Here is an 18,780-nt window from a genome sequence, read left to right as displayed (position 1 = left end):
GTCTCGTTTGACGAGTCGCTTGCCTTGATATTTCAGTGACATTGTCACTGACTCATCGGCAAGCGCCCACATGAATTACCTGATCAATTTTTAAAGAGCGTGCTCTTGACTCTAGTGAGTTCAATGAGCGCCTCGCTGTTGCCGAGCGCTTTGCTCAGCGCCCTGCGAGGAAGGCGTATTCTACAGAATCGAAGCGTTTCGTCAAGCGCTTTCTTTTGCGTCCCGCAAGCGATGCTCGCAGACTTCAAAAGAGAGCGAAGCGTGCCTCAGTGCATCTTTCAATGCCCTGTCGGCGACTCCGATCAAGTGGCGAGCATTCTACCGATTTCTCGTTGCTCGTCAAGCAGTGATTTTTCCGAGAAGCTTAAAAAAGCCTTTTCAAATCAACTACTTTTACCACTCTTCACCGCCTGTGACGTTTGCTCGTCGCCGGCAGCGGATGCGTACTTTACGGATCTCGAGGCAGCTTGGCAATAGCCTGAATCAAAAAAGTTCATCGCCCTGTCTCTTCTTTGTCACACACCCGGTCATACGCTCCTGCACACGCGCTCTATCTACACTCCGTTGGCGACTTCTATCGGGGCGCCAAGCCGCACCTCTACCCATAAAGGCGCGCGCAGAAGTGTGCTATGAGTTGACGCCCCTCGGCTGGCTGGCACGATCAAGCAGCTCCAGGATTGAGTGGTACGTCAGGCCTGAGTGCTCGGTCATCCCCATTTCACAGGTTCGCGAATTGGAGACACCAAATTCGCAGCCCACCACTTGCCCCGCAAGGTCCTGCAGGGACGATGCGGTCAGCTCTGGCACCCGTAAACCCTTGTCGCCCGCAAAACCACAGCAGCTGATGCCCTCTGGAACGACAACGTCCTTGGCACATGCACGAGCCAGCGCGATAAACGCCTCAGTCAGGCCTTTGCGATGACTGGAGCAGGTCACATGAACGGCGACCTTGCTTTCCACCGGGGCGATGTCCAGGCGAGGCAGCAGATAGTCATGGGCAAACGCGACCGGCTCCTGAATCTTCAAACGCGCATCGAGGTGCTGCTCCACCTGCTGACTGCAAGGGCTGGTATCAAAGAGGATCGGCACCCTGCCGTTATGGCTTGCTGCCAAGAGCTCTCGGTTCAACTCCCTCGCCTTATGGGTGGCCTCATTTGCCATTCCCTTCGAGGAAAAGGGCATGCCACAGCACAGATGACCCGGCATTTCAGGAATGATCACGTCATAGCCGGCCTTGTCCAGCAGCGCCAGCACCACTTCCATTACCGCCCGCGCGCTGCTGTCGCGCTTGTCTGCGCCGAAGACTCGCGTAGCACAGGAGGGAAAGTACACCACTGGGTCGCGCCCCTCGCCCACCTGGGCCACGGATGACAACACGCGAATGGGGGCGGCCGCGGGAATCGACGGAATCCACTGGGGAATCCTCTTGTTGCTGACCTGGTGCAAGCCCTGGATTGCCGTCGCCATCAGCCTGTCGCCGATCACCGCCCTTGCGACGCTTGCCCCTCGCAGGCCACTTCGTGCGACTCGGGTCACACCGGAAAAATGCCGTCCGATGCGTCTCGCCAACTGCTGCTTGCCGACATGCCGCTCTTCACGCATGGCAAGCACCAGCTCGCCGGTATTGATGCCGACGGGACAACGGGTACCACACATACCATCTGCCGCACAGGACGTATCGATGTCATAAAGTGCTGTCCGACCAAAGGCTTCCGACCGCTCCCTGTCTGCATCGGTGGGTTGCTCAAGGTTGGCCAGCCTGGCCCGCTCACGCGTCAACACGATGCGCTGGCGGGGTGTCAGCGTCAGTTCCCGGGAGGGACACACCGCTTCGCAGAAGCCACATTCGATGCAGCGATCGACGATGGCGTCAGCCTCGGGTAGAGGCTTCAAGTTCTCGAGGTGCAAGGTTGGGTTTCGGGTCAGCATGACCTCGGGATTCAAAAGATGGTCCGCATCGAACAGCGCCTTGATCTGCCACATCAGGTCATACGCTTCCTTGCCCCACTCCAATTCGACAAAGGGGGCCATGTTGCGCCCTGTGCCATGCTCCGCCTTCAGGGAGCCACCGAACTCAACCGCTACCAGCTGGGCGACGTCAGCCATCAAGGCCTGATAACGCTCTTTTTCGCCCGCGCGCTCGAAGCCCTGTGGAAAAACAAAATGCAGGTTGCCCTCAAGCGCGTGACCAAACAGCAGGGCATCGTCATAGCCATGCCGCTTGAACGCGGCGGTCAGCGCGGCAACGCCCTCCTCCAGCCGCTCGATCGGAAAGGCAACGTCTTCGATGATCACCGTCGTCCCCAGGTCGCGAACGGCACCCACCGCCGGGAACAACCCCTTGCGAACTTTCCAGTAGAGGGCGTAGCTGACGGGATCTTCAGTGAAGGTGACAGGCTCCAGCGTCATGATGCCCTCAAGGGCCTGATTGACGTCATCGATACGCGCAGCCAAGGTGTCGCCATCCTGCTCACGAACATCCACCAGCAGCGCGGTGGCACCTGACGGCAGATCGCGAAGGTGCTCGGGCATCCCTGGCTGCCGCTCCACCGCGCGGAGTCCGGCACGATCCATCAGCTCTACTGCCGCCACCCCCGTACCCTTGAGCGCGATGGTCGCACGACAGGCACTGCCCAGGTCGGGGAAGAAGATCATGGCCGCTGCACGACGGGGTGGTTCTGGCACGGTGTGATACGTAATGCGCGTGATACAACCGAGAGTCCCTTCAGACCCGATCATCAGGTGGGCCAGGATGTCGACGCCATCACGGTAATCCAGCAGACTGTTCAGCGCGTAGCCGGTGGTATTCTTGAGCCGGTACTTGTGGCGAATACGCCTTGCCAGTTCGACATCGGTACGCACGCCGGCGGCCAGCCGCTCCAACCCGTCCAGCAGCACCGCATGGCTCTTGCGGAACGCCTCGACACTGGCCGTATCAGCGGTATCGAGCACAGCACCATCCAGCAGCACCACGCGGATACTGTCGAGCGTCATATAGGTATTCTGAGCGGTGCCGCAACACATGCCGGATGCGTTATTCGCCGCGATACCGCCGATCATGCAGCTGGCAATGGACGCAGGGTCAGGGCCGATCTTGCGATCGAAGGGCGCCAGCAACTCGTTGGCCCTGGCACCAATGACAGCGGGCTGCAGGTCGATGCGAGCCCCATTGTCGAGCACCTCGGCACCCCGCCAACCACGGCCGAGCTGAATCAATACACCGTCGGTGATGGCTTGCCCGGACAATGACGTGCCGGCCGCGCGAAAGGTCATCGGCCAGTGCCCCTCGCGGCAGGCCTCAATCACAGAGCGCAGCTCCTGCTCGGTCTGCGGCCGCACCACCAGGCTTGGCACCAACCGATAAAAGCTGGCATCCGTCCCATAGGCCAGGCGTCGCAATGGGTCGGTGACCAGGCGCGCTTCCGGCAGATGCTGCTTCAATCGCTCGACCAGCGAGTCCATGGAGATGCTGGGGGGTGTGGTGGAAATGGCCGTCATGATGCTCTCCCTGTCCGATGGCTAGTATTGCAGCTGTTCAGATGCAAAAACGCCACTCCTAAGAGTGGCGTTTGGCGCTTCGGGGTTAGTCAGCAGGCCTGTGTCGCGCAGAGGCGCAGCCCCGCCCTCCACAAGTAGGCCTGCTATCCTGGCACCGGTTATCAGGGCCTGACATCGACGCGAACAATGCCGCCATTGCCACCGTAGCCGGTGACCGAGACCTGGTACTCACCAGGCTCCAGCGTGGTCTCGATCAATGACCCGAGGTCGGTGCTGCCGCTGTCGTCATCCTGAAAGAAGACGCCATTACCCTCGAGCTCCAGCAGTGTATCCACGGCCTCCGACTGGGTCTCGACGCTGACCACACCAGCCTCCTCGACGACCAGGGTATAGGTCAGCTCGCCATTGACCTCAAGCTGGCCATACACCGTTTCGCCAGTGCGAATCTCACCACCGGTGCGGAAATCGCCGCTGAACGGCTGCTGTGTCAGCCTCAGTGAATAACTGCCGCTGCCACTGAAACTTTGCGCGTTCACCTGATACGTACCCGGCTCCAGTACGGCATGGATGCGCGAATTGGTGCCAGAACCGCCATCGTCGTCACTGGTGTCGACACTTCCTCCGCTCAAGCCCAGCAAGGCATCGAAAGCACTGGAGTTCAGTTCCAGCGTCACTTCAGCCGCCTCATCAAGCGTAAAGGTGTAGCCATTGCTGCCGCTGCTTCCCAGCATGCCTCGCACCGTCTCGCCTGACTGCAGTTCGCCGCTGTTTCGCAACTCACCGTCAAAGGCATTGACGCTGGACTCGAGCAGGAAGGTCCCGGCTGACGAACCCGAGTAGCTGCTGACTTCGACCCGGTAGCTGCCCGGCTCCAGCACGGTATCGATGCGGGAGTTGGTGCCACCACCGCCGTCATCATCGCTCAAGGCTACCCCGTTGCCTTCCAGATAGAGCTGGGTATCAAACGCCGAGGACGACACTCCGATCGATACTTCGGAGGCCTGTTCGATGGTCAGGGTGTAGGTATTGGGCTGCATACCACCCGCCATGCCCTGCACGGATTCGCCAGGCACGAGCTCGCCCTCGTTCTTCAACTCGCCATCAAACGGCGTCGTGTCGAGCTCAAGTGCATAGGCTCCGGACTCTCCGCCATAGCCAGTGACCACCACGCGGTAGTCGCCTGGCATGAGAACGCTTTCAAGCAGGGAATTGGTGCCGCTGCCAGTGTCATCGACATCGATGTTGGTCTGGCCGCCGCGCACCTGCAGAACCGTATCGAAGTCATCTGAGCTGAGCGACAGAGTGACGTTGGTGGGCTCTGCAATAGAAAGCTCGTAGGTGTTGCTGGAAGAGGCGTCATCCAGCGTGCCGGTAATGCTGTCACCAGAACGCAGCGGACCGCTGTTGCGCTCGCCACGCGACAGGTCAGCCTGTTCCATCGTCAGACGATAGCCGCCGCCCACGCTGACGAAGTCATCTTCACAGGCAACATCCACCCGCTCCTTCACCGGCTGACCGGGCACCAGACGCACCTCATAATCGCCAGGCGTCAGGAAGGCCTCCAGCGTCTGCTGGTCATCGCCACAGCGGGCTGCCTTGTGGGATGCTTCGTTGCCTTCGAGTACCAGCGCGGCACTGGACGCGCCGGCCAGCGTCAGAGTGACCTGACGGGTGTCGTCCAGGCTGATGGGGTAACTGGCCGTCTCTTCGCCCAGAACGCCGACGACAGCCTCTCCATCCGTCAGCGACTCGGCGCCCTGTTGCTGGGAAGGTGTCAATGCGTAGGGGCCAAAGCCGGACATGTCGGTGCTGTTGACGACCACCAGCGAGCAACCTTCTGACGGCCCCAGCAGCAGCGATGCCGGCGCCTGCTCCGAGCTTTCCGCCCCGCCCTGCCAACGGCCACGTTCGTCATAGACCGAGAGCGTGGCGGCGAACGGCGAATCCAGCTGATATAGCTCACCCGCACCTTCGCTGCCGCAGACCCAGTGGCTTCCAAAGCGCGACCCGTTGTTGAGGTTGACGCCACTTTGCGATGTCAGCTCGCCTTCGATCGGTTCGCCGGCCGCACTTTCCGGTGCCTCGATAAAGCGGCCCTGGGCAGATGAGCTGGCCTGGCCATCATTCGCGGACTCTCCGTCCGCTCCTTCCTGACAGCCCGCCAGCAACACTGCCAGCGACAATCCGCCGACCAGCACCACTGGGGAAAAGGAAAGGAATATCGGGCGCTTTTCGCCCAGCGGTTGTTTCGACATGCCTGCCTCCATGTAACGGGTTGCACTCCGTGCACCGACAACTATGCGATATCGGAAGCACAACACTATAGCCAACTTATATGACAAACGTCAGGGTCATCCGCGCAGGCCGACTCGGTAGTGTCGTACTTTCTTCGCGTATCGGTGCGTCAACCGTCGCGCAGAATAACTACCAACTCGCGAGGGCCGTGCACCCCGTAGGCCAGGGTCTGCTCGATGTCCGCCGTCTTGCTGGGACCAGAAATCAACAGAGCGTTGGTCGGCATGCCACTCGCCCACCCTTGATGAGTGATGACATCGAACAGCGTATCCTCGATGGCGTCGACATCCAGCACCGCAATATGCAGAGGTGGCACGAGGCTCAGCAGGCGCGGCTCGTCCGCGTCGGGCCATAGCCACAGGCTGCCCGTCTCAGCAATCCCGCCACGAGTTGACGTCAGCCCCGCGTCGACATGCTGAAACAGCTCCTCCTGCCAGGCCTCGATGTCGCGATCGGCATCGATCAGCTCCACCTGGTGGCTTGCCAGGGCATCGCGCGCGGCCAGGGCCACCGGATGCTGTCGCCCCAGCGCCAGCCGGCGAATCTGCTTTTCTGCCAGCACACCTGCAAGCGCATCGGTCCAATCCGCCGTGTTGCAGCGGACCACCTCGCCATGCACCGAGGTAATCCAGCGAGTGAACCGCTCCGCCCGCTCTTCACGGGACCAGCCCCGCCCTGTCACGACAGCGAAGTCACTTTCCGGTGCCACCAGAGCGCTGCCTTGGCGATCTCGCAGGCGACCCAGGATACTGTCTCTTGCACTCATGAATCCTGCTCCTTGCGGTGACGCTTGATCAGCGTATGAAGCGACGACTTTGCTGGTTTGGGAGCCGTGCGGTACTCCGTCCATGGCCCCAGGTGAGACGGTGCCAGCCCCCTGAAACTACCGGCGATCAGACTGGCGCCGCGCCAGGCATTGGGATGCGTCGCCAGCCACTGCCAGCTTTTCCATGCGGCCACTTCCTTGCGCGACCGTTTGACGCCGGCTCCCGGCACATTACCGACTCCGTCACCGACCGCTTCACGACGCAACCGCACCAGCAGGTCGGGAATGGGGATCTTGACCGGGCAGACCTCACCACAGGCACCGCACAAACTCGATGCCGACGGCAGGTCCTTGGTGGCTTCCAGCCCCATCAGGTGAGGCATGAGGATGGCGCCAATCGGCCCTGGGTAGGTGGTGCCATAGGTATGCCCACCGACCCGAGTGTAGACCGGGCAGTGGTTCATGCAGGCCCCACAGCGGATGCAGCGCAACGTATCCAGCAGCTCGTCATCTTGATAGATCCGCGAACGTCCGCTGTCCACCAACACAAGGTGCACTTCCTTGGGCCCATCGTGCTCACCCGCCTTGCGCGGTGAACTGATCATGTTGAAGTAGGTGGTGACATGCTGACCGGTCGCCGAGCGGGTCAGCAATGCGTACAGCGGGGCAACATCCGCGAGATGCTCCACCACCTTTTCGATACCTGTCACCGCAATATGCACGGGCGGCGCCGTCGTCGTCATACGGCCATTGCCTTCGTTTTCCACGAGACACAATGTGCCTGTCTCGGCGACCGCAAAATTGACCCCGGATACCCCGACATCTGCCGCCATGAATCGCTCGCGCAGTTGGGCACGTGCCGCGGCCGTCATGGCATCGACATCCCGGGTGCGTTCCGTCCCGGTGCGGTCATGCATGATGTCGGAGATTTCATCGGTATTCAGGTGAATCGCCGGCATGATGATGTGCGAGGGCGTCTGCTCGTTGAGCTGGACCAGGTACTCTCCCAAATCGGATTCCAGCGCCTCGATACCGGCCTGCTCGAGGTGAGCATTGAGGTGCATTTCCTCGGACACCATGGACTTGCCCTTGATCACCGAAGAGGCGCCATGCTGCTGGCAGATCTCCGTGATCATTGCGCAGGCCTGCTCGCCATTCTCCGCCCAATGCACGCGAATACCGTTGGCTTCGCAGTTCGCCTCCAACTGCTCCAGCAGGTCCGGCAGCTTGGACAGGGCACGCAGGCGAATATTGGCGCCAAGCTGGCGCAAGGTCTCCAGATCCCAATCTGAAAACGCCTCGCGCCGCTTGCCCATCAGTCCATCCATGGCCTTGCGGAAATTGGCACGGATCTGTGGGTTCTCCAGCGCCGCATGGGCCTGCTGATGAAACGCTTGAGGGGTGAACGTCTGTACCGGCTGGTTCATGAGGTCCTCCGCCACAGATAGGAAGCAATATGCTCACCCTTGAGCGAGCTGTCGCGATGAGCCAGGCGGCCACCGATGTTCATCAAGCAGCCGCAGTCCGAGGTGACGAAGTGATCCGCGCCTGCGGCCTCCAGCGCGCGACTCTTGTCCTCGACCATGGCGCCGGACACCTCTGGATGGCGCACCGCAAAGGTTCCACCAAATCCACAGCACTCGCTGGCTCGTTCCTGCTCTACCAACTCGACATGCCCCAGGCGCTGCAACAGAGCCGGCCCGGTGTCAGCCAGGCCCATCTCACGCCGCGCACTGCATGAGGTATGCATCGCCACCTTTTCCGGGGCGCCCCTGTCGTCAAGCGTCAGGTGACAGACGTGCACCAGGAACTCGGTCAACTCGAAGACCCGGCTCGCCAACTCTGTGGCCTTCGCCTCGTCCTCGGTTCCCGCAAACAGGTCCGGGTAGTGCGTTCGCATCATGCCGCCACAGGAGCCGGACGGCACGATGATGGGCCAGGGCCCGGGAAACAGGTCGAGTTGAGCCCGCGCCACTTCACGAGCCTCACTGTGATACCCCGAGGTATAGGCCGGCTGACCGCAGCACGTCTGGTCCTGGGGGTAGATGACCTCGATGCCTTCTCGCTCCAGCAGGCGCAGGCTATCCAGCCCGGCCTCGGGATACAGCATGTCGATCAGGCAGGTCCCAAACAAGTAAACCTTGTCGGGTCGAGGAGGGTATAACTTGACGGCGGTCATGGTGGGGTCCTCAGGGTCAGGCACGGCAGGCGCTGTCGTTTATTGTTCCCCGCCCTAGCTTGACCCATGCTCCATAGCCAACAGAGAGCTGCCGAAAAGGCCTATCAAGTCAGGTACGGACGCTGGTGGCACAAGGCCTACCCCGCGAATTGGGTAAATTGGTAAAACCAATTGACAACGCCGAATAAAGGCACAGTAGAGTCGCGCCACTACAGTGTCAAACCTGTTGCCGGCTTTTGCCCAGCAATCCCTCTAGACTTTGGTATTACAGGAAACTAACGGCGCTACAAGCTATTGAATTGCTAGCAAGTATCCACAGACGGCATGTCGTCTCATCATGCTCATTTTTTGGTAATACCAATTTCTAAGCGGTACACTCTGGACACATCTCACAGACCAGTGACGCCCACATGGCTTACCAACCCGTGCGCCAGCCACGCCTGGCCGACGTGATTACCGAACGACTCGAGGCGCTGATTCTTGAAGGCAGCCTGACGCCAGGCCAGCGACTGCCTCCCGAGCGCGAGCTGGCTGAGCGCTTTGGCGTATCGCGTCCGTCTCTGCGAGAGGCCATCCAGAAACTGGCTGCCAGGGGGCTGCTGGTAAGTCGACAGGGTGGTGGCACCTACATCACGGAATCCTTGAACAGCGGCTACAGTGATCCGCTGCTGGAAATGTTGTCGCGACACGGTGAGTTCCACCTTGATCTTCTGGAGTTCCGTGATGCCATGGAAGGCCTGTCCGCCTACTATGCGGCGCTGCGCTCCACACCCACGGACAAGGCACTGTTGATCCAACGCTTCGAGGAACTCGAAGTCGCCTTTCTCGGCGAGGACCCCAAGGGCGAAGCCAAGGCGGACGCGGCCTTTCACCTGGCGATCGCCGAATCTGCCCATAATGTCCTGCTGCTGCACACGATCCGCGGCATCTTCCACCTGCTGGAGCGCAGCATCGTGGACAACCTGGCCCACCTGTTCGAGAAGCCCGAGTCGCGCCCACGGCTCATGACCCAGCACCGGGCGTTGCTCGACGCCATTCTCGAGGGCCGCGCAGAAGATGCCCAGGCACGCTCCCACGAACACCTGGTCTATGTCGAGGAAGGCCTGCTCGAGATGGAACGCGCCGAAACGCGGGCGCAGCGAGCGCTCAGGCGGGCCCAGGTAATGCCTCCGAGACGGTCACTCTAGGCGATGATGAGCGGGCAAAAGACACGCCACCGGCGTCCGCTGACCCTGGCCCTGCTGGCCGCGCTCATCCTCGGCCTGGCGCTGGTCATCTGGCAAAGTGCGGATATCGCCAGGGAGCGCGCCCTGACCACCCTGCAGCGAGATGCGCAAACCGAATTGAGGCTATCGGCCACCGGCCTCACCGGTTACCTGTCCCGCCATGAATATCTGCCAGAACTTCTCGCCACGCGGGAGACGGTCAAGCGCTACCTGAGTGCACCCGACGACCAGAACGCCATGCCGCTCAACCGGTTGTTCAATCGCTTCAGAAGTACCACCGGGGTGTCGGACATTTACCTGCTCGATGCCGAAGGCACAACGCTGGCGGCCAGCAACTGGCACCGCGAAGATACCTTCATCGGCGAAAACTACCGCTTTCGCCCCTACTACCAGGATGCCATTGCCGGACACTACGGCCGCTTCCACGGCCTCGGCGTAGTCTCCATGGATCGTGGCTACTACTTTTCGGCCCCGGTCTGGCTGGATGACACCGCACCGGACGCGACCCCCGCCGGCGTCATGGTGGTCAAGATTCGCGTCGACGCGCTGGAAGCCAGCTGGCAAGGCCCAAACTCCAGCCTGCTGGTGGTCGATCAGAACGGTATCGTGTTCATGTCCAGCCAGCCGGAACTGAGACTGACGTCGCTCGATCCTCTCAGCCCCGAGCGCCTTGACCAGCTGCGCTCATCACGTCGCTACGCCGACGAGCCGCTGACCGCCAGCCACCTGTTCACCCACGACCAGCTGGACCAAGGGGCACGCCTGGTGGGCTTTACCCAAGGCCCGCTGGCCGACCAACGGTATCTGAGCGTTACCCGCGACTTTGCGACGCTTGGCTGGCAGATGCATATTCTCAAGCCCATGGGCCCGGTCAATGACGCTCAGTGGCAAGCCATGCTGATGGGCGGGGGGCTGTATGGCTTGCTGGCCTTGGCCTGCGGCGTTGGCTGGCAACGGCACCGACTTCGTCGCGAGCGCGAGGCCTTTGCTGAACGGGAACGCACCACCCTGGCCAAGGCCAGAGATGAACTGGAGCGCAACGTCGCCAGCCGCACCCAGGATCTGGTCGCCAGCAACCAGCGTCTGTCCGCGGAAATCGATGAGCGCCGGCGCACCGAAGCCACCCTGCGACAGACCCGCGACGAGCTGATCCAGGCGGCCAAGCTGGCCGTTCTCGGTCAGCTGGCTGCCGGTATCAATCATGAGCTGAACCAACCGCTGGCCGCGATTCGCGCCTACGCGGAGAATGCCCGAGGCTTTCTCGCCCGGGAACGTCTGGACACGGTCGACACCAATCTGGGCGAGATCATTGAACTCACTGGGCGCATGGCCGACATCAGCGCCCAGCTGCGCCAATTCTCGCGCAAGAGCGGGGAGCCACCGAGCCCAGTGTCCACCCGTGCCTGCATTGACTATGCGCTGCGGCTGTTCAAGACACGTCTGGACGAGCAGCATGTCGACGTCGTGTTCGACCTTCCCGACGAAGCGCCATGGGTGCTGGCTGACCTGGTCCGGCTGGAACAGGTGCTGGTCAACCTGATCGGCAATGCGCTGCAAGCCATGGCCCACGTCGCCGAGCCAAAGCTTGTCCTCGGTGTCGCGGCCACCGAGGACAGCATTACCATCAGAGTGGATGACAACGGCCCCGGCATTCCGGAACCACAACGACGCCAGGTCTTCGAACCCTTCTACACCACCAAGGCACCCGGTGCCGGACTTGGCTTGGGGCTGTCCATCTCTGCCCGAATCATTGATGATCTGGGGGGACGGCTGGCCGCCAGCGTCTCGCCACTGGGCGGTGCACGCTTTACCATCGACCTTCCGCTGGCCGCCAGCACACCGGCTCCCGGTTCCATGCCCTACCAAGAGAAGCCGCCCCATGTCTGACGCGCCCCCCGTGATGATCATCGATGACGAGGAGCACCTGAGGGTCACCCTTGGCCAGACCCTGGAGCTGGCGGGTTACCACCCCGAGCCCTTCGCCAGTGCCGAACAGGCCCTGGCCACGTTAAACAAGGACTTCTCTGGCGTGGTGATCAGCGACATTCGCATGCCTGGCATGGACGGGATGGCCCTGCTCAAGGAAATTCGCCAGCGTGATCCCGACCTTCCCGTGGTGCTGATTACCGGCCATGGCGACGTGTCCACCGCAGTGGAAGCCATGCGCGAGGGGGCCTGGGACTTTCTCGAAAAGCCCTTCCCCAGTGAACGCCTGAGTGAGGTGGTTCGGCGCGGCATCGACAAGCGCCGGTTGAGCCTGGAGAACCGCTATCTCAAGGCGGAGCTGGAGGCCCAGCAGACGGCTCCCGGCCCCCGCCTGGTCGGGCGCACGCCGGCCATCAAACGGCTATCGTCCATGGTGCAACGCATCAGCCAAGTGGAAGCCGATGTGCTGTTGTTCGGCGAGACAGGCGCCGGCAAGGACCTGGTGGCAAGGGCGATCCATGAACGCAGCGCCCGGGGCGGCAGGCCCTTTGTCGCCATCAACTGCGGCGCTGTGCCGGAAAGCACCATCGAGTCGGAGCTGTTCGGACACGAGAAAGGCGCCTTTACCGGCGCCGTGGAAAGGCGTATTGGCAAGTTCGAGCACGCCGAGGGGGGCACTGTCTTCCTCGATGAAATCGAATCGATGCCGCTGGCACTCCAGGTAAAGTTGCTGCGGGTGCTGCAGGAACGGCAGGTGGAGCGGCTTGGCAGCAACACGCCTGTGGCGCTGGATATCCGGGTCATTGCCGCGACCAAGATCGACCTGAGAGAAGCCGCCGAAGCAGGCGAATTCCGGGAAGACCTCTACTACCGCCTCAATGTCGTCACGCTGTCGATCCCGCCCCTGCGGGAGCGACGCGAAGACATTCCCCTGCTGTTTCAGCACTTCGCGGCGGTCGCGGCCAGCCGCAGCGGCATGGAAGCGCCTCCCCTGGACGCGCCTGGAGTCTCGGTGCTGCTGGCCCACGACTGGCCCGGCAACGCCCGCGAGCTGCGCAACCTGGCGGAGCGCTACGTGCTGCTCGGCAGTACCTGCGACTATCGCCTCGACGCCTTGATGGAAGGCGTCGGCAGTGACGGCGGCGAGCTTCCCCTGCCCCGCCAGGTCGAACTCTTCGAAAAGCAGCTGTTGAGTCAATCGCTGGCACGACATCATGGCCGGATCAACGACGTGTGTGAGCACCTGGGACTGCCGCGCAAGACGCTGTACGACAAGCTCAAGAAACATGAGCTCAAGCCGGATGACTATCGCCAGCGCGATGACACCAGTGCGACGCCCTGATCGAGCAATCCCTGCAAGACATCCCAGGAAGGCAGCCAAGGCGCAAGACTCAAGGTGACGCACAGCATCGCCACGGAATTGCCAGGGTCGCCCCAGTCGAACGGCTTGAAAGCGGTGCCGAAGGAACGTTTCAGGCGCGCCCCATCCAGGTCCACGCTGTACAGCTCGTCGAGCAACAGGTGGATGGCAAACCCCATGGTCAGCGCGGCCCCGTGGGCCCAGGCCATGGCATCAGGCGGGGCAAACAAGCGATGACTGATGGCACTCGTGGCCAACCCGCACATCGACGCTGCCAGCAGTGAATGCCACAGGCCACGATGAACCGTGAAGCGGGCGAATATCGCCCCCGCCAGATAGCGCACCGCCAGATAGATACCTCCGCAGACCAACAGCAGGGTGCCGTCGCTCAGCCGCTCCTGCAGCATCACCGCCCCGGCCACCACCGCAGGCACCGCCAGCAGGTTGAAGACCAGCCGGATGGCCTTGGAGCTGTCCGAGTCGATATCCGGCAAAATCCCACCCAGGGTGGTCAGCGCCAGAATCGGCAGGCTATCGAGCGCCGACCATAGCCCCGCCTGCCAGCCTCCATGGGCCAGCACCGCGCCGCCGGCGGCGGCCACGCTGAGGTGGGTGCGGAAGTTGGCCATGCCGGGAAGGCTCCTCGAAAAACATACAGCACTGGATAAATGACCAGATTATCGCCCGGCAGTTCAATAGAAACAATTGGTTGGAATAAACATGAGCATAAAAAAACGCTGCCTTGGCAGCGTTTTCTGATGTGCTCTCGTTGCGGCACCGACGTTAACCGGCTGCATTTTTCTCAAGATACTGATCCTTGAGCTTCACGTAGTTGCCGGCGGTATAGGGGAAGAAGGCCCGCTCACTGTCCTTCAAGGGGCGCAATGCCTTGGCCGGGTTGCCGGCATAGACGTATCCGCTTTCCAGCCGCTTGCCGGGCGGCACCACGGCGCCGGCGGCGATGATCACTTCATCCTCGACCACCGCCCCGTCCATCACGATGGCCCCCATGCCAACCAGGATCCGATTACCCAAGGTGCAGCCATGCAGCACGGCCTTGTGGCCGATGGTGACCTCATCACCGATGGTCAAGGGCCAGCCCCCCGCATTGAAATCGCTGGCATGGGTGATGTGCAGTACGCTGCCATCCTGCACGCTGGTGCGGGAGCCGATGCGGATGCGGTGCATGTCACCACGAATCACCGCCATCGGCCACACCGAGCAGTCATCCCCCAACACCACGTCACCCAGTACCATGCACTGGGGGTCGACGTAGACCCGCGCCCCCAGCACCGGCGCCTTGCCCTGCCAGGAGCGGATCACCGGAAAACCGGGAGCAGGCGACGACACGGGGGAGCCAGACGCTGCGTTGTCGTTACTATCGGTCATGCTCGGCACTCCTTATCAGCTATTCGTGAGACGTGGCTGGTACAAGGGCAACACGGTCAGCGGCGGCTACAGCAGGCTGCTGAACAGCACCACCAGCACCAGCGGAATCGAGACCCAGCGAACGACCGCGCGCCACACACGAAAGCCGTTGGGACCAGCGTCCAGCGCCCGCAGCGCCTCGCGCTCAGGCATTACCCACGCGGCAAAGATGGCGATCAAGAGGCCGCCGAGGGGCAGGAAGATCTCGGGCGGGATGGTGCTGACCACGCCAAAGAAGTTCATGCTGCCAATCACGTGGACGTCACTCAAGGTAGAGAACGACAGCACACATAATAGCCCCACCAACCACACGCAGATGCCCACCGCCAATGCCGCCAGACGACGACTGAGACCCCATCCCACCAGGGTCGATACCATCGGTTCGGCCAGGTTGATCGACGACGTCCAGGTCGCCAGCAACAGCAACAGGAAGAACAACCCAAGCCAGAAGGCACCGCCAGGCAGATCCGCAAAGGCCACCGGCAGTGTGACAAAGACCAGGCCAGGGCCTTCGCCAGGATCCATGCCCTGGGTGAACACCACCGAGAAGATGGCGATACCGGCCAGCAGCGCGACCAGCACGTCCAGCACCGCCACTGCACCGGCGGCACCGGGCAGGCTTTGATGGTCAGGCATGTAAGCGCCGTAGGCCATCAAGGCACAGGCACCCACCGCCAGGGTGAAGAAGGCATGGCCCATGGCATGGACGAAGACCATCGGCGTCAGCGCCGAAAAATCCGGTGTGAACAGCCATGCCATGGCGGGACCAAAACCGTCCATGGTCACGGCGTGGCCAGCCAGCACGATCAACAACAGATACAGCGCAGGCATCAGCAGGTTGTTGAGGCGCTCGAGCCCCTTGGCCACACCCGCGGCCACCACCACCATGGTCATGACCAAAAACAGGGTGTGGTTGAACGTCATGCGCAGGGGGTCTGCGAGAAAGGCGTCGAAGCCAGCGCCGATCTCCGGGCCACTCTTGCCGGCAAAGCCGCCGCTGAAGGCGTTGACCATGAAATCGATGGACCAACCGGACACCACCGAGTAGAACGACAGAATACAGAAGACGGTAAAGGCCCCGAACAGACCAAGCCACTTCCAGTGAGTCGAGGTGCCACGCTGGCGTGCCAGCTCCGCCAACGACTGCATCGGGCTCCTGCGTCCGGCCCGGCCGATCATGATCTCGGCCATCATCACGGGCAGGCCCAGCACCACCACAAACCCCACATACAGCAAGAGGAAGGCAGCTCCCCCGTTTTCGCCGGTGATATAGGGGAAGCGCCATATGTTGCCGAGGCCCACGGCGGCCCCGGTCACGGCCAGGATAAAGGCGCGGCGCGAACTCCAGCGTTCCAGCGTCTGGTTCATGGTCTTTCGGTGTCCACATCGAGAAAAACGAAGGGCGCAAGACTAGCACATTGAAACAGGCGACAGTCGCCCGCATTTACTGAACCATTGTCGAATTCGAGAGGTGCACATGTCCCGCAACCCGCTGCTTGAACGCCACACCCTGCCGCCCTTCGGTGAGATTCGCCCTGAGCATGTCGCCCCGTCGGTCGACACCTTGCTTGAGGAGCTGCGCGACGGTGTCGAAGCACTGGTGGCTGAAGCCGAGCAAGCGACGCCCACCTGGGCCAGCCTGGCGGCGCCACTGGAGGAGTTGAGCGATCGCCTGGCACAGGCGTGGTCGCCGGTCTCCCACCTCAACTCGACCATGAGCACCCCTGAGCTGCGTGAGGCTCACGATGGCTGTCTCGAGAAGCTCTCCGCCTACAGCACCTGGATCAGCCAGCATGAAGGGCTGTTTCGTGCCTGGCAGGCGCTCAAGGATAGTCCAGACTTCGCGACCCTCAGTGACGCCCAGCAACGCGCCGTGAACAACGCACTGCGTGATTTTCGCCTGGCAGGCGTCGACCTGCCGGCCGACAAGAAGCAGCGCTCGGCGGAAATCCGCTCACGCCTCTCGAGCCTGTCCAGCACCTTCTCCAATCAGCTGCTGGATGCTACCCAGGCCTGGTCGCTGGACCTCGAGGACGACAGCCGTCTGGGGGGGCTGCCCCAGAGCGCCCTCGATACACTGGCAGCCAACGCTGAGTCCAAGGGCAAGAAGGGGTATCGCATCACCCTCGACTTCCCCAGTTTCTTCCCGGTGCTTTCCTATGCCGAGGACCGCGAACTGCGCCGAGAGGTGTACACCGCCTTCGTCACTCGTGCCTCGGACCAGGGGCCCAATGCCGGCGAATATGACAACGCCCCGATCATGGAAGAAACCCTCGCACTGCGTCGCGAGATGGCCGAACTGATGGGGTTTGCGACCTACGCCGACTACTCACTGGCCACCAAGATGGCCGACAGCCCCAGCCAGGTCGTCGGCTTCCTCGACGACCTGGCCGAGCGCGCGCTGGACCAGGGCCAGCAGGAATTCAGCGAGCTGGATGCCTTCGCCAAGGACACCTTGGGTCTGGAGGCTCTGGCCCCCTGGGACATCGGCTTTGCCAGCGAGAAGCTGCGTGAAGCGCGCTACGCCATTTCCCAGGAGCAGCTGCGTCCCTACTTTCCGGCCCCCAAGGCGGTTCAAGGCCTGTTCAGCGTGGTGGAAAGGCTCTACGGCGTGCAGGTCGAGCGCGACAGCGACGCTCCCACCTATCACCCAGATGTGGGCTTCTACCGGCTGTATGAAAACGGCGCCCCCATCGCCGGCTTCTACCTCGACCTTTATGCTCGCGAGGGCAAGCGAGGCGGGGCCTGGATGGATGAATGCCGTGTTCGCCGTCGCCGCGACGGTGAGCTGCAGCTGCCGGTGGCCTACCTGACCTGCAATTTCACCCGCCCGGTCGGCGACAAGCCGGCACTGCTGACCCACGATGAGGTCACCACGCTGTTCCATGAGTTCGGGCATGGTCTCCATCACATGCTGACCCGCCAGGACGTTGCCGATGTTTCCGGCATCAATGGGGTTGCCTGGGATGCCGTCGAGCTGCCTAGCCAATTCATGGAGAATTTCTGCTGGGAGCGTGAGGGGCTTGACCTGATCTCTGGACATGTCGAGACCGGCGAGCCGCTGCCTGACGAGCTGTTCGACAAGCTGATCGCAGCCAAGAATTTCCAGTCCGCCATGGGTCTGCTGCGCCAGGTAGAGCTGTCGCTGTTCGACTTCCGCCTGCACCTGGAACCAGCGGCGCCCAGCGCGGCGGAGATTCAGGCGCTGCTGGATGACGTGCGAGCGAAGGTATCGGTGGTCCCCAGAGTCGACTTCAACCGCTTCCAGAATAGCTTCGGTCACATCTTCGCCGGCGGATACGCGGCAGGTTACTACAGCTACAAGTGGGCAGAAGTGCTGTCCGCCGATGCCTGGAGTGCCTTCGAGGAAGCCGGCACCTTTGACGCCGAGACCGGTGCTCGCTTCCGCCGCGAAATCCTTGAGCAGGGTGGAGCCCGTGACGCCGCGGACCTGTTCAAGGCCTTCCGCGGTCGCGATCCCAGTATCGAACCGCTGCTCCGCCACAGTGGTATTCGCGCCGCTTGATACCCGTGACCATCGACGCCTCCGCATCTTGCGGAGGCGTCGCCCTATACGGAGACAACGATGACCGTAAAGAAACGTTTCATCGCCGGCGTGGTCTGCCCACGCTGTGCTGAAATGGACCGCATCCGCGCCTGGGAGCAGAACGGCGTGCGCTACAGAGAATGCGTCAGCTGTGACTTCTTCGAGCAGCTGCCGATCGAAGACGACGTGCTCGAGGAGCTGGCGACACGGGTCAATCAGGAACACGACGCCCCAGCGGCAGAAGAGATTCAGCCAGTGCGCATTCTCGATCCCGGCAAGCGCCACTGACCCGGAAAGCGGTACTGACTCAGAAAGCGGTACTGACCCAGAAAGCGGTACTGACCCAGAAAGCGGAACTGAAAAGCACTGCAGGATACCCCGTCCCGACCTCTTGCCACCGTCCTGGTAGATCACTACGCCGCCAGGACGTGCCCTGCCTGGGCCAACATGCGGATTTCCGCACACCCACTTCGGCCATCCGTGCGAGATATCGGACATGAGGCGTCACAGCGTTTTCGACTATTGTCTAAATAAAAAACCATAAAAACTTGAATT

13 protein-coding genes are annotated in these 18,780 nt (G+C 61.9%); 5 read left to right on the top strand and 8 right to left on the bottom strand.

Going from position 1 to position 18,780, the window contains the following annotated elements:
• Window positions 1–627 precede the first annotated feature (627 nt).
• The 5 genes from JF545_RS12650 to JF545_RS12630 form a co-directional block, all read right to left on the bottom strand.
• Window positions 628–3,498, bottom strand: a complete 2,871-nt coding sequence (locus tag JF545_RS12650) for an FAD-binding and (Fe-S)-binding domain-containing protein (protein ID WP_242520814.1) — start codon at window positions 3,496–3,498, stop codon at window positions 628–630.
• A 161-nt stretch (window positions 3,499–3,659) separates the two neighbouring features.
• The gene (locus tag JF545_RS12645) at window positions 3,660–5,753 is read right to left on the bottom strand and encodes a hypothetical protein (RefSeq protein ID WP_206942554.1); all 2,094 of its coding nucleotides are present in this window, start codon (window positions 5,751–5,753) and stop codon (window positions 3,660–3,662) included.
• A gap of 149 nt (window positions 5,754–5,902) precedes the next feature.
• Window positions 5,903–6,559: a LutC/YkgG family protein gene (locus tag JF545_RS12640; protein WP_206942553.1), complete on the bottom strand. Its 657-nt coding sequence runs from the start codon at window positions 6,557–6,559 to the stop codon at window positions 5,903–5,905.
• Window positions 6,556–7,986, bottom strand: a complete 1,431-nt coding sequence (locus tag JF545_RS12635; RefSeq protein ID WP_206942552.1) for a LutB/LldF family L-lactate oxidation iron-sulfur protein — start codon at window positions 7,984–7,986, stop codon at window positions 6,556–6,558. The genes JF545_RS12640 and JF545_RS12635 overlap by 4 nt, the downstream gene beginning before the upstream one ends.
• Window positions 7,983–8,738, bottom strand: a complete 756-nt coding sequence (locus JF545_RS12630; protein WP_206942551.1) for a (Fe-S)-binding protein — start codon at window positions 8,736–8,738, stop codon at window positions 7,983–7,985. The genes JF545_RS12635 and JF545_RS12630 overlap by 4 nt, the downstream gene beginning before the upstream one ends.
• Before the next feature lie 410 nt (window positions 8,739–9,148).
• On the opposite strand from JF545_RS12630, the gene JF545_RS12625 reads away from it, so the two are divergent.
• The 3 genes from JF545_RS12625 to JF545_RS12615 are packed head-to-tail and all read left to right on the top strand — an operon-like array spanning window position 9,149 to window position 13,232.
• Window positions 9,149–9,925 carry a GntR family transcriptional regulator gene (locus tag JF545_RS12625; RefSeq protein WP_206942550.1) on the top strand — a complete coding sequence of 259 codons (777 nt, stop codon included), beginning with the start codon at window positions 9,149–9,151 and terminating at the stop codon, window positions 9,923–9,925.
• A gap of 3 nt (window positions 9,926–9,928) precedes the next feature.
• Window positions 9,929–11,851: a sensor histidine kinase gene (locus JF545_RS12620; protein WP_242520813.1), complete on the top strand. Its 1,923-nt coding sequence runs from the start codon at window positions 9,929–9,931 to the stop codon at window positions 11,849–11,851.
• Window positions 11,844–13,232: a sigma-54-dependent transcriptional regulator gene (locus tag JF545_RS12615; RefSeq protein WP_206942549.1), complete on the top strand. Its 1,389-nt coding sequence runs from the start codon at window positions 11,844–11,846 to the stop codon at window positions 13,230–13,232. Before JF545_RS12620 ends, JF545_RS12615 begins: the two co-directional genes overlap by 8 nt.
• Here the strand turns inward: JF545_RS12615 and JF545_RS12610 are convergent.
• The 3 genes from JF545_RS12610 to JF545_RS12600 all read right to left on the bottom strand — a co-directional run bounded on the left by JF545_RS12610 (window position 13,196) and on the right by JF545_RS12600 (window position 16,046).
• A complete protein-coding gene (locus JF545_RS12610) occupies window positions 13,196–13,879 on the bottom strand; it encodes a metal-dependent hydrolase (RefSeq protein WP_206942548.1) in 684 nt (227 codons plus the stop codon). The two genes, JF545_RS12615 and JF545_RS12610, sit on opposite strands and share 37 nt — an antisense overlap.
• A 154-nt stretch (window positions 13,880–14,033) precedes the next feature.
• On the bottom strand, window positions 14,034–14,639 hold the full coding sequence (locus JF545_RS12605) for a gamma carbonic anhydrase family protein (protein ID WP_224851886.1): 606 nt from the start codon (window positions 14,637–14,639) through the stop codon (window positions 14,034–14,036).
• Window positions 14,640–14,705: 66 nt separating this feature from the next.
• Window positions 14,706–16,046 (bottom strand): sodium-dependent transporter, encoded by a 1,341-nt coding sequence (locus JF545_RS12600; protein ID WP_206942546.1) that lies wholly within the window; start codon window positions 16,044–16,046, stop codon window positions 14,706–14,708.
• A 109-nt stretch (window positions 16,047–16,155) separates the two neighbouring features.
• On the opposite strand from JF545_RS12600, the gene prlC reads away from it, so the two are divergent.
• Both prlC and JF545_RS12590 read left to right on the top strand, forming a co-directional pair.
• A complete protein-coding gene (gene prlC, locus JF545_RS12595; protein WP_206942544.1) occupies window positions 16,156–18,204 on the top strand; it encodes an oligopeptidase A in 2,049 nt (682 codons plus the stop codon).
• Between the two features lie 60 nt (window positions 18,205–18,264).
• The gene (locus JF545_RS12590) at window positions 18,265–18,513 is read left to right on the top strand and encodes a YheV family putative zinc ribbon protein (RefSeq protein WP_206942541.1); all 249 of its coding nucleotides are present in this window, start codon (window positions 18,265–18,267) and stop codon (window positions 18,511–18,513) included.
• Window positions 18,514–18,780: the final 267 nt, after the last annotated feature.

This window comes from Halomonas litopenaei (assembly GCF_017303055.1).
Lineage (GTDB): Bacteria > Pseudomonadota > Gammaproteobacteria > Pseudomonadales > Halomonadaceae > Halomonas > Halomonas litopenaei_A.
This window is presented reverse-complemented; position numbering and strand designations above follow the sequence as displayed.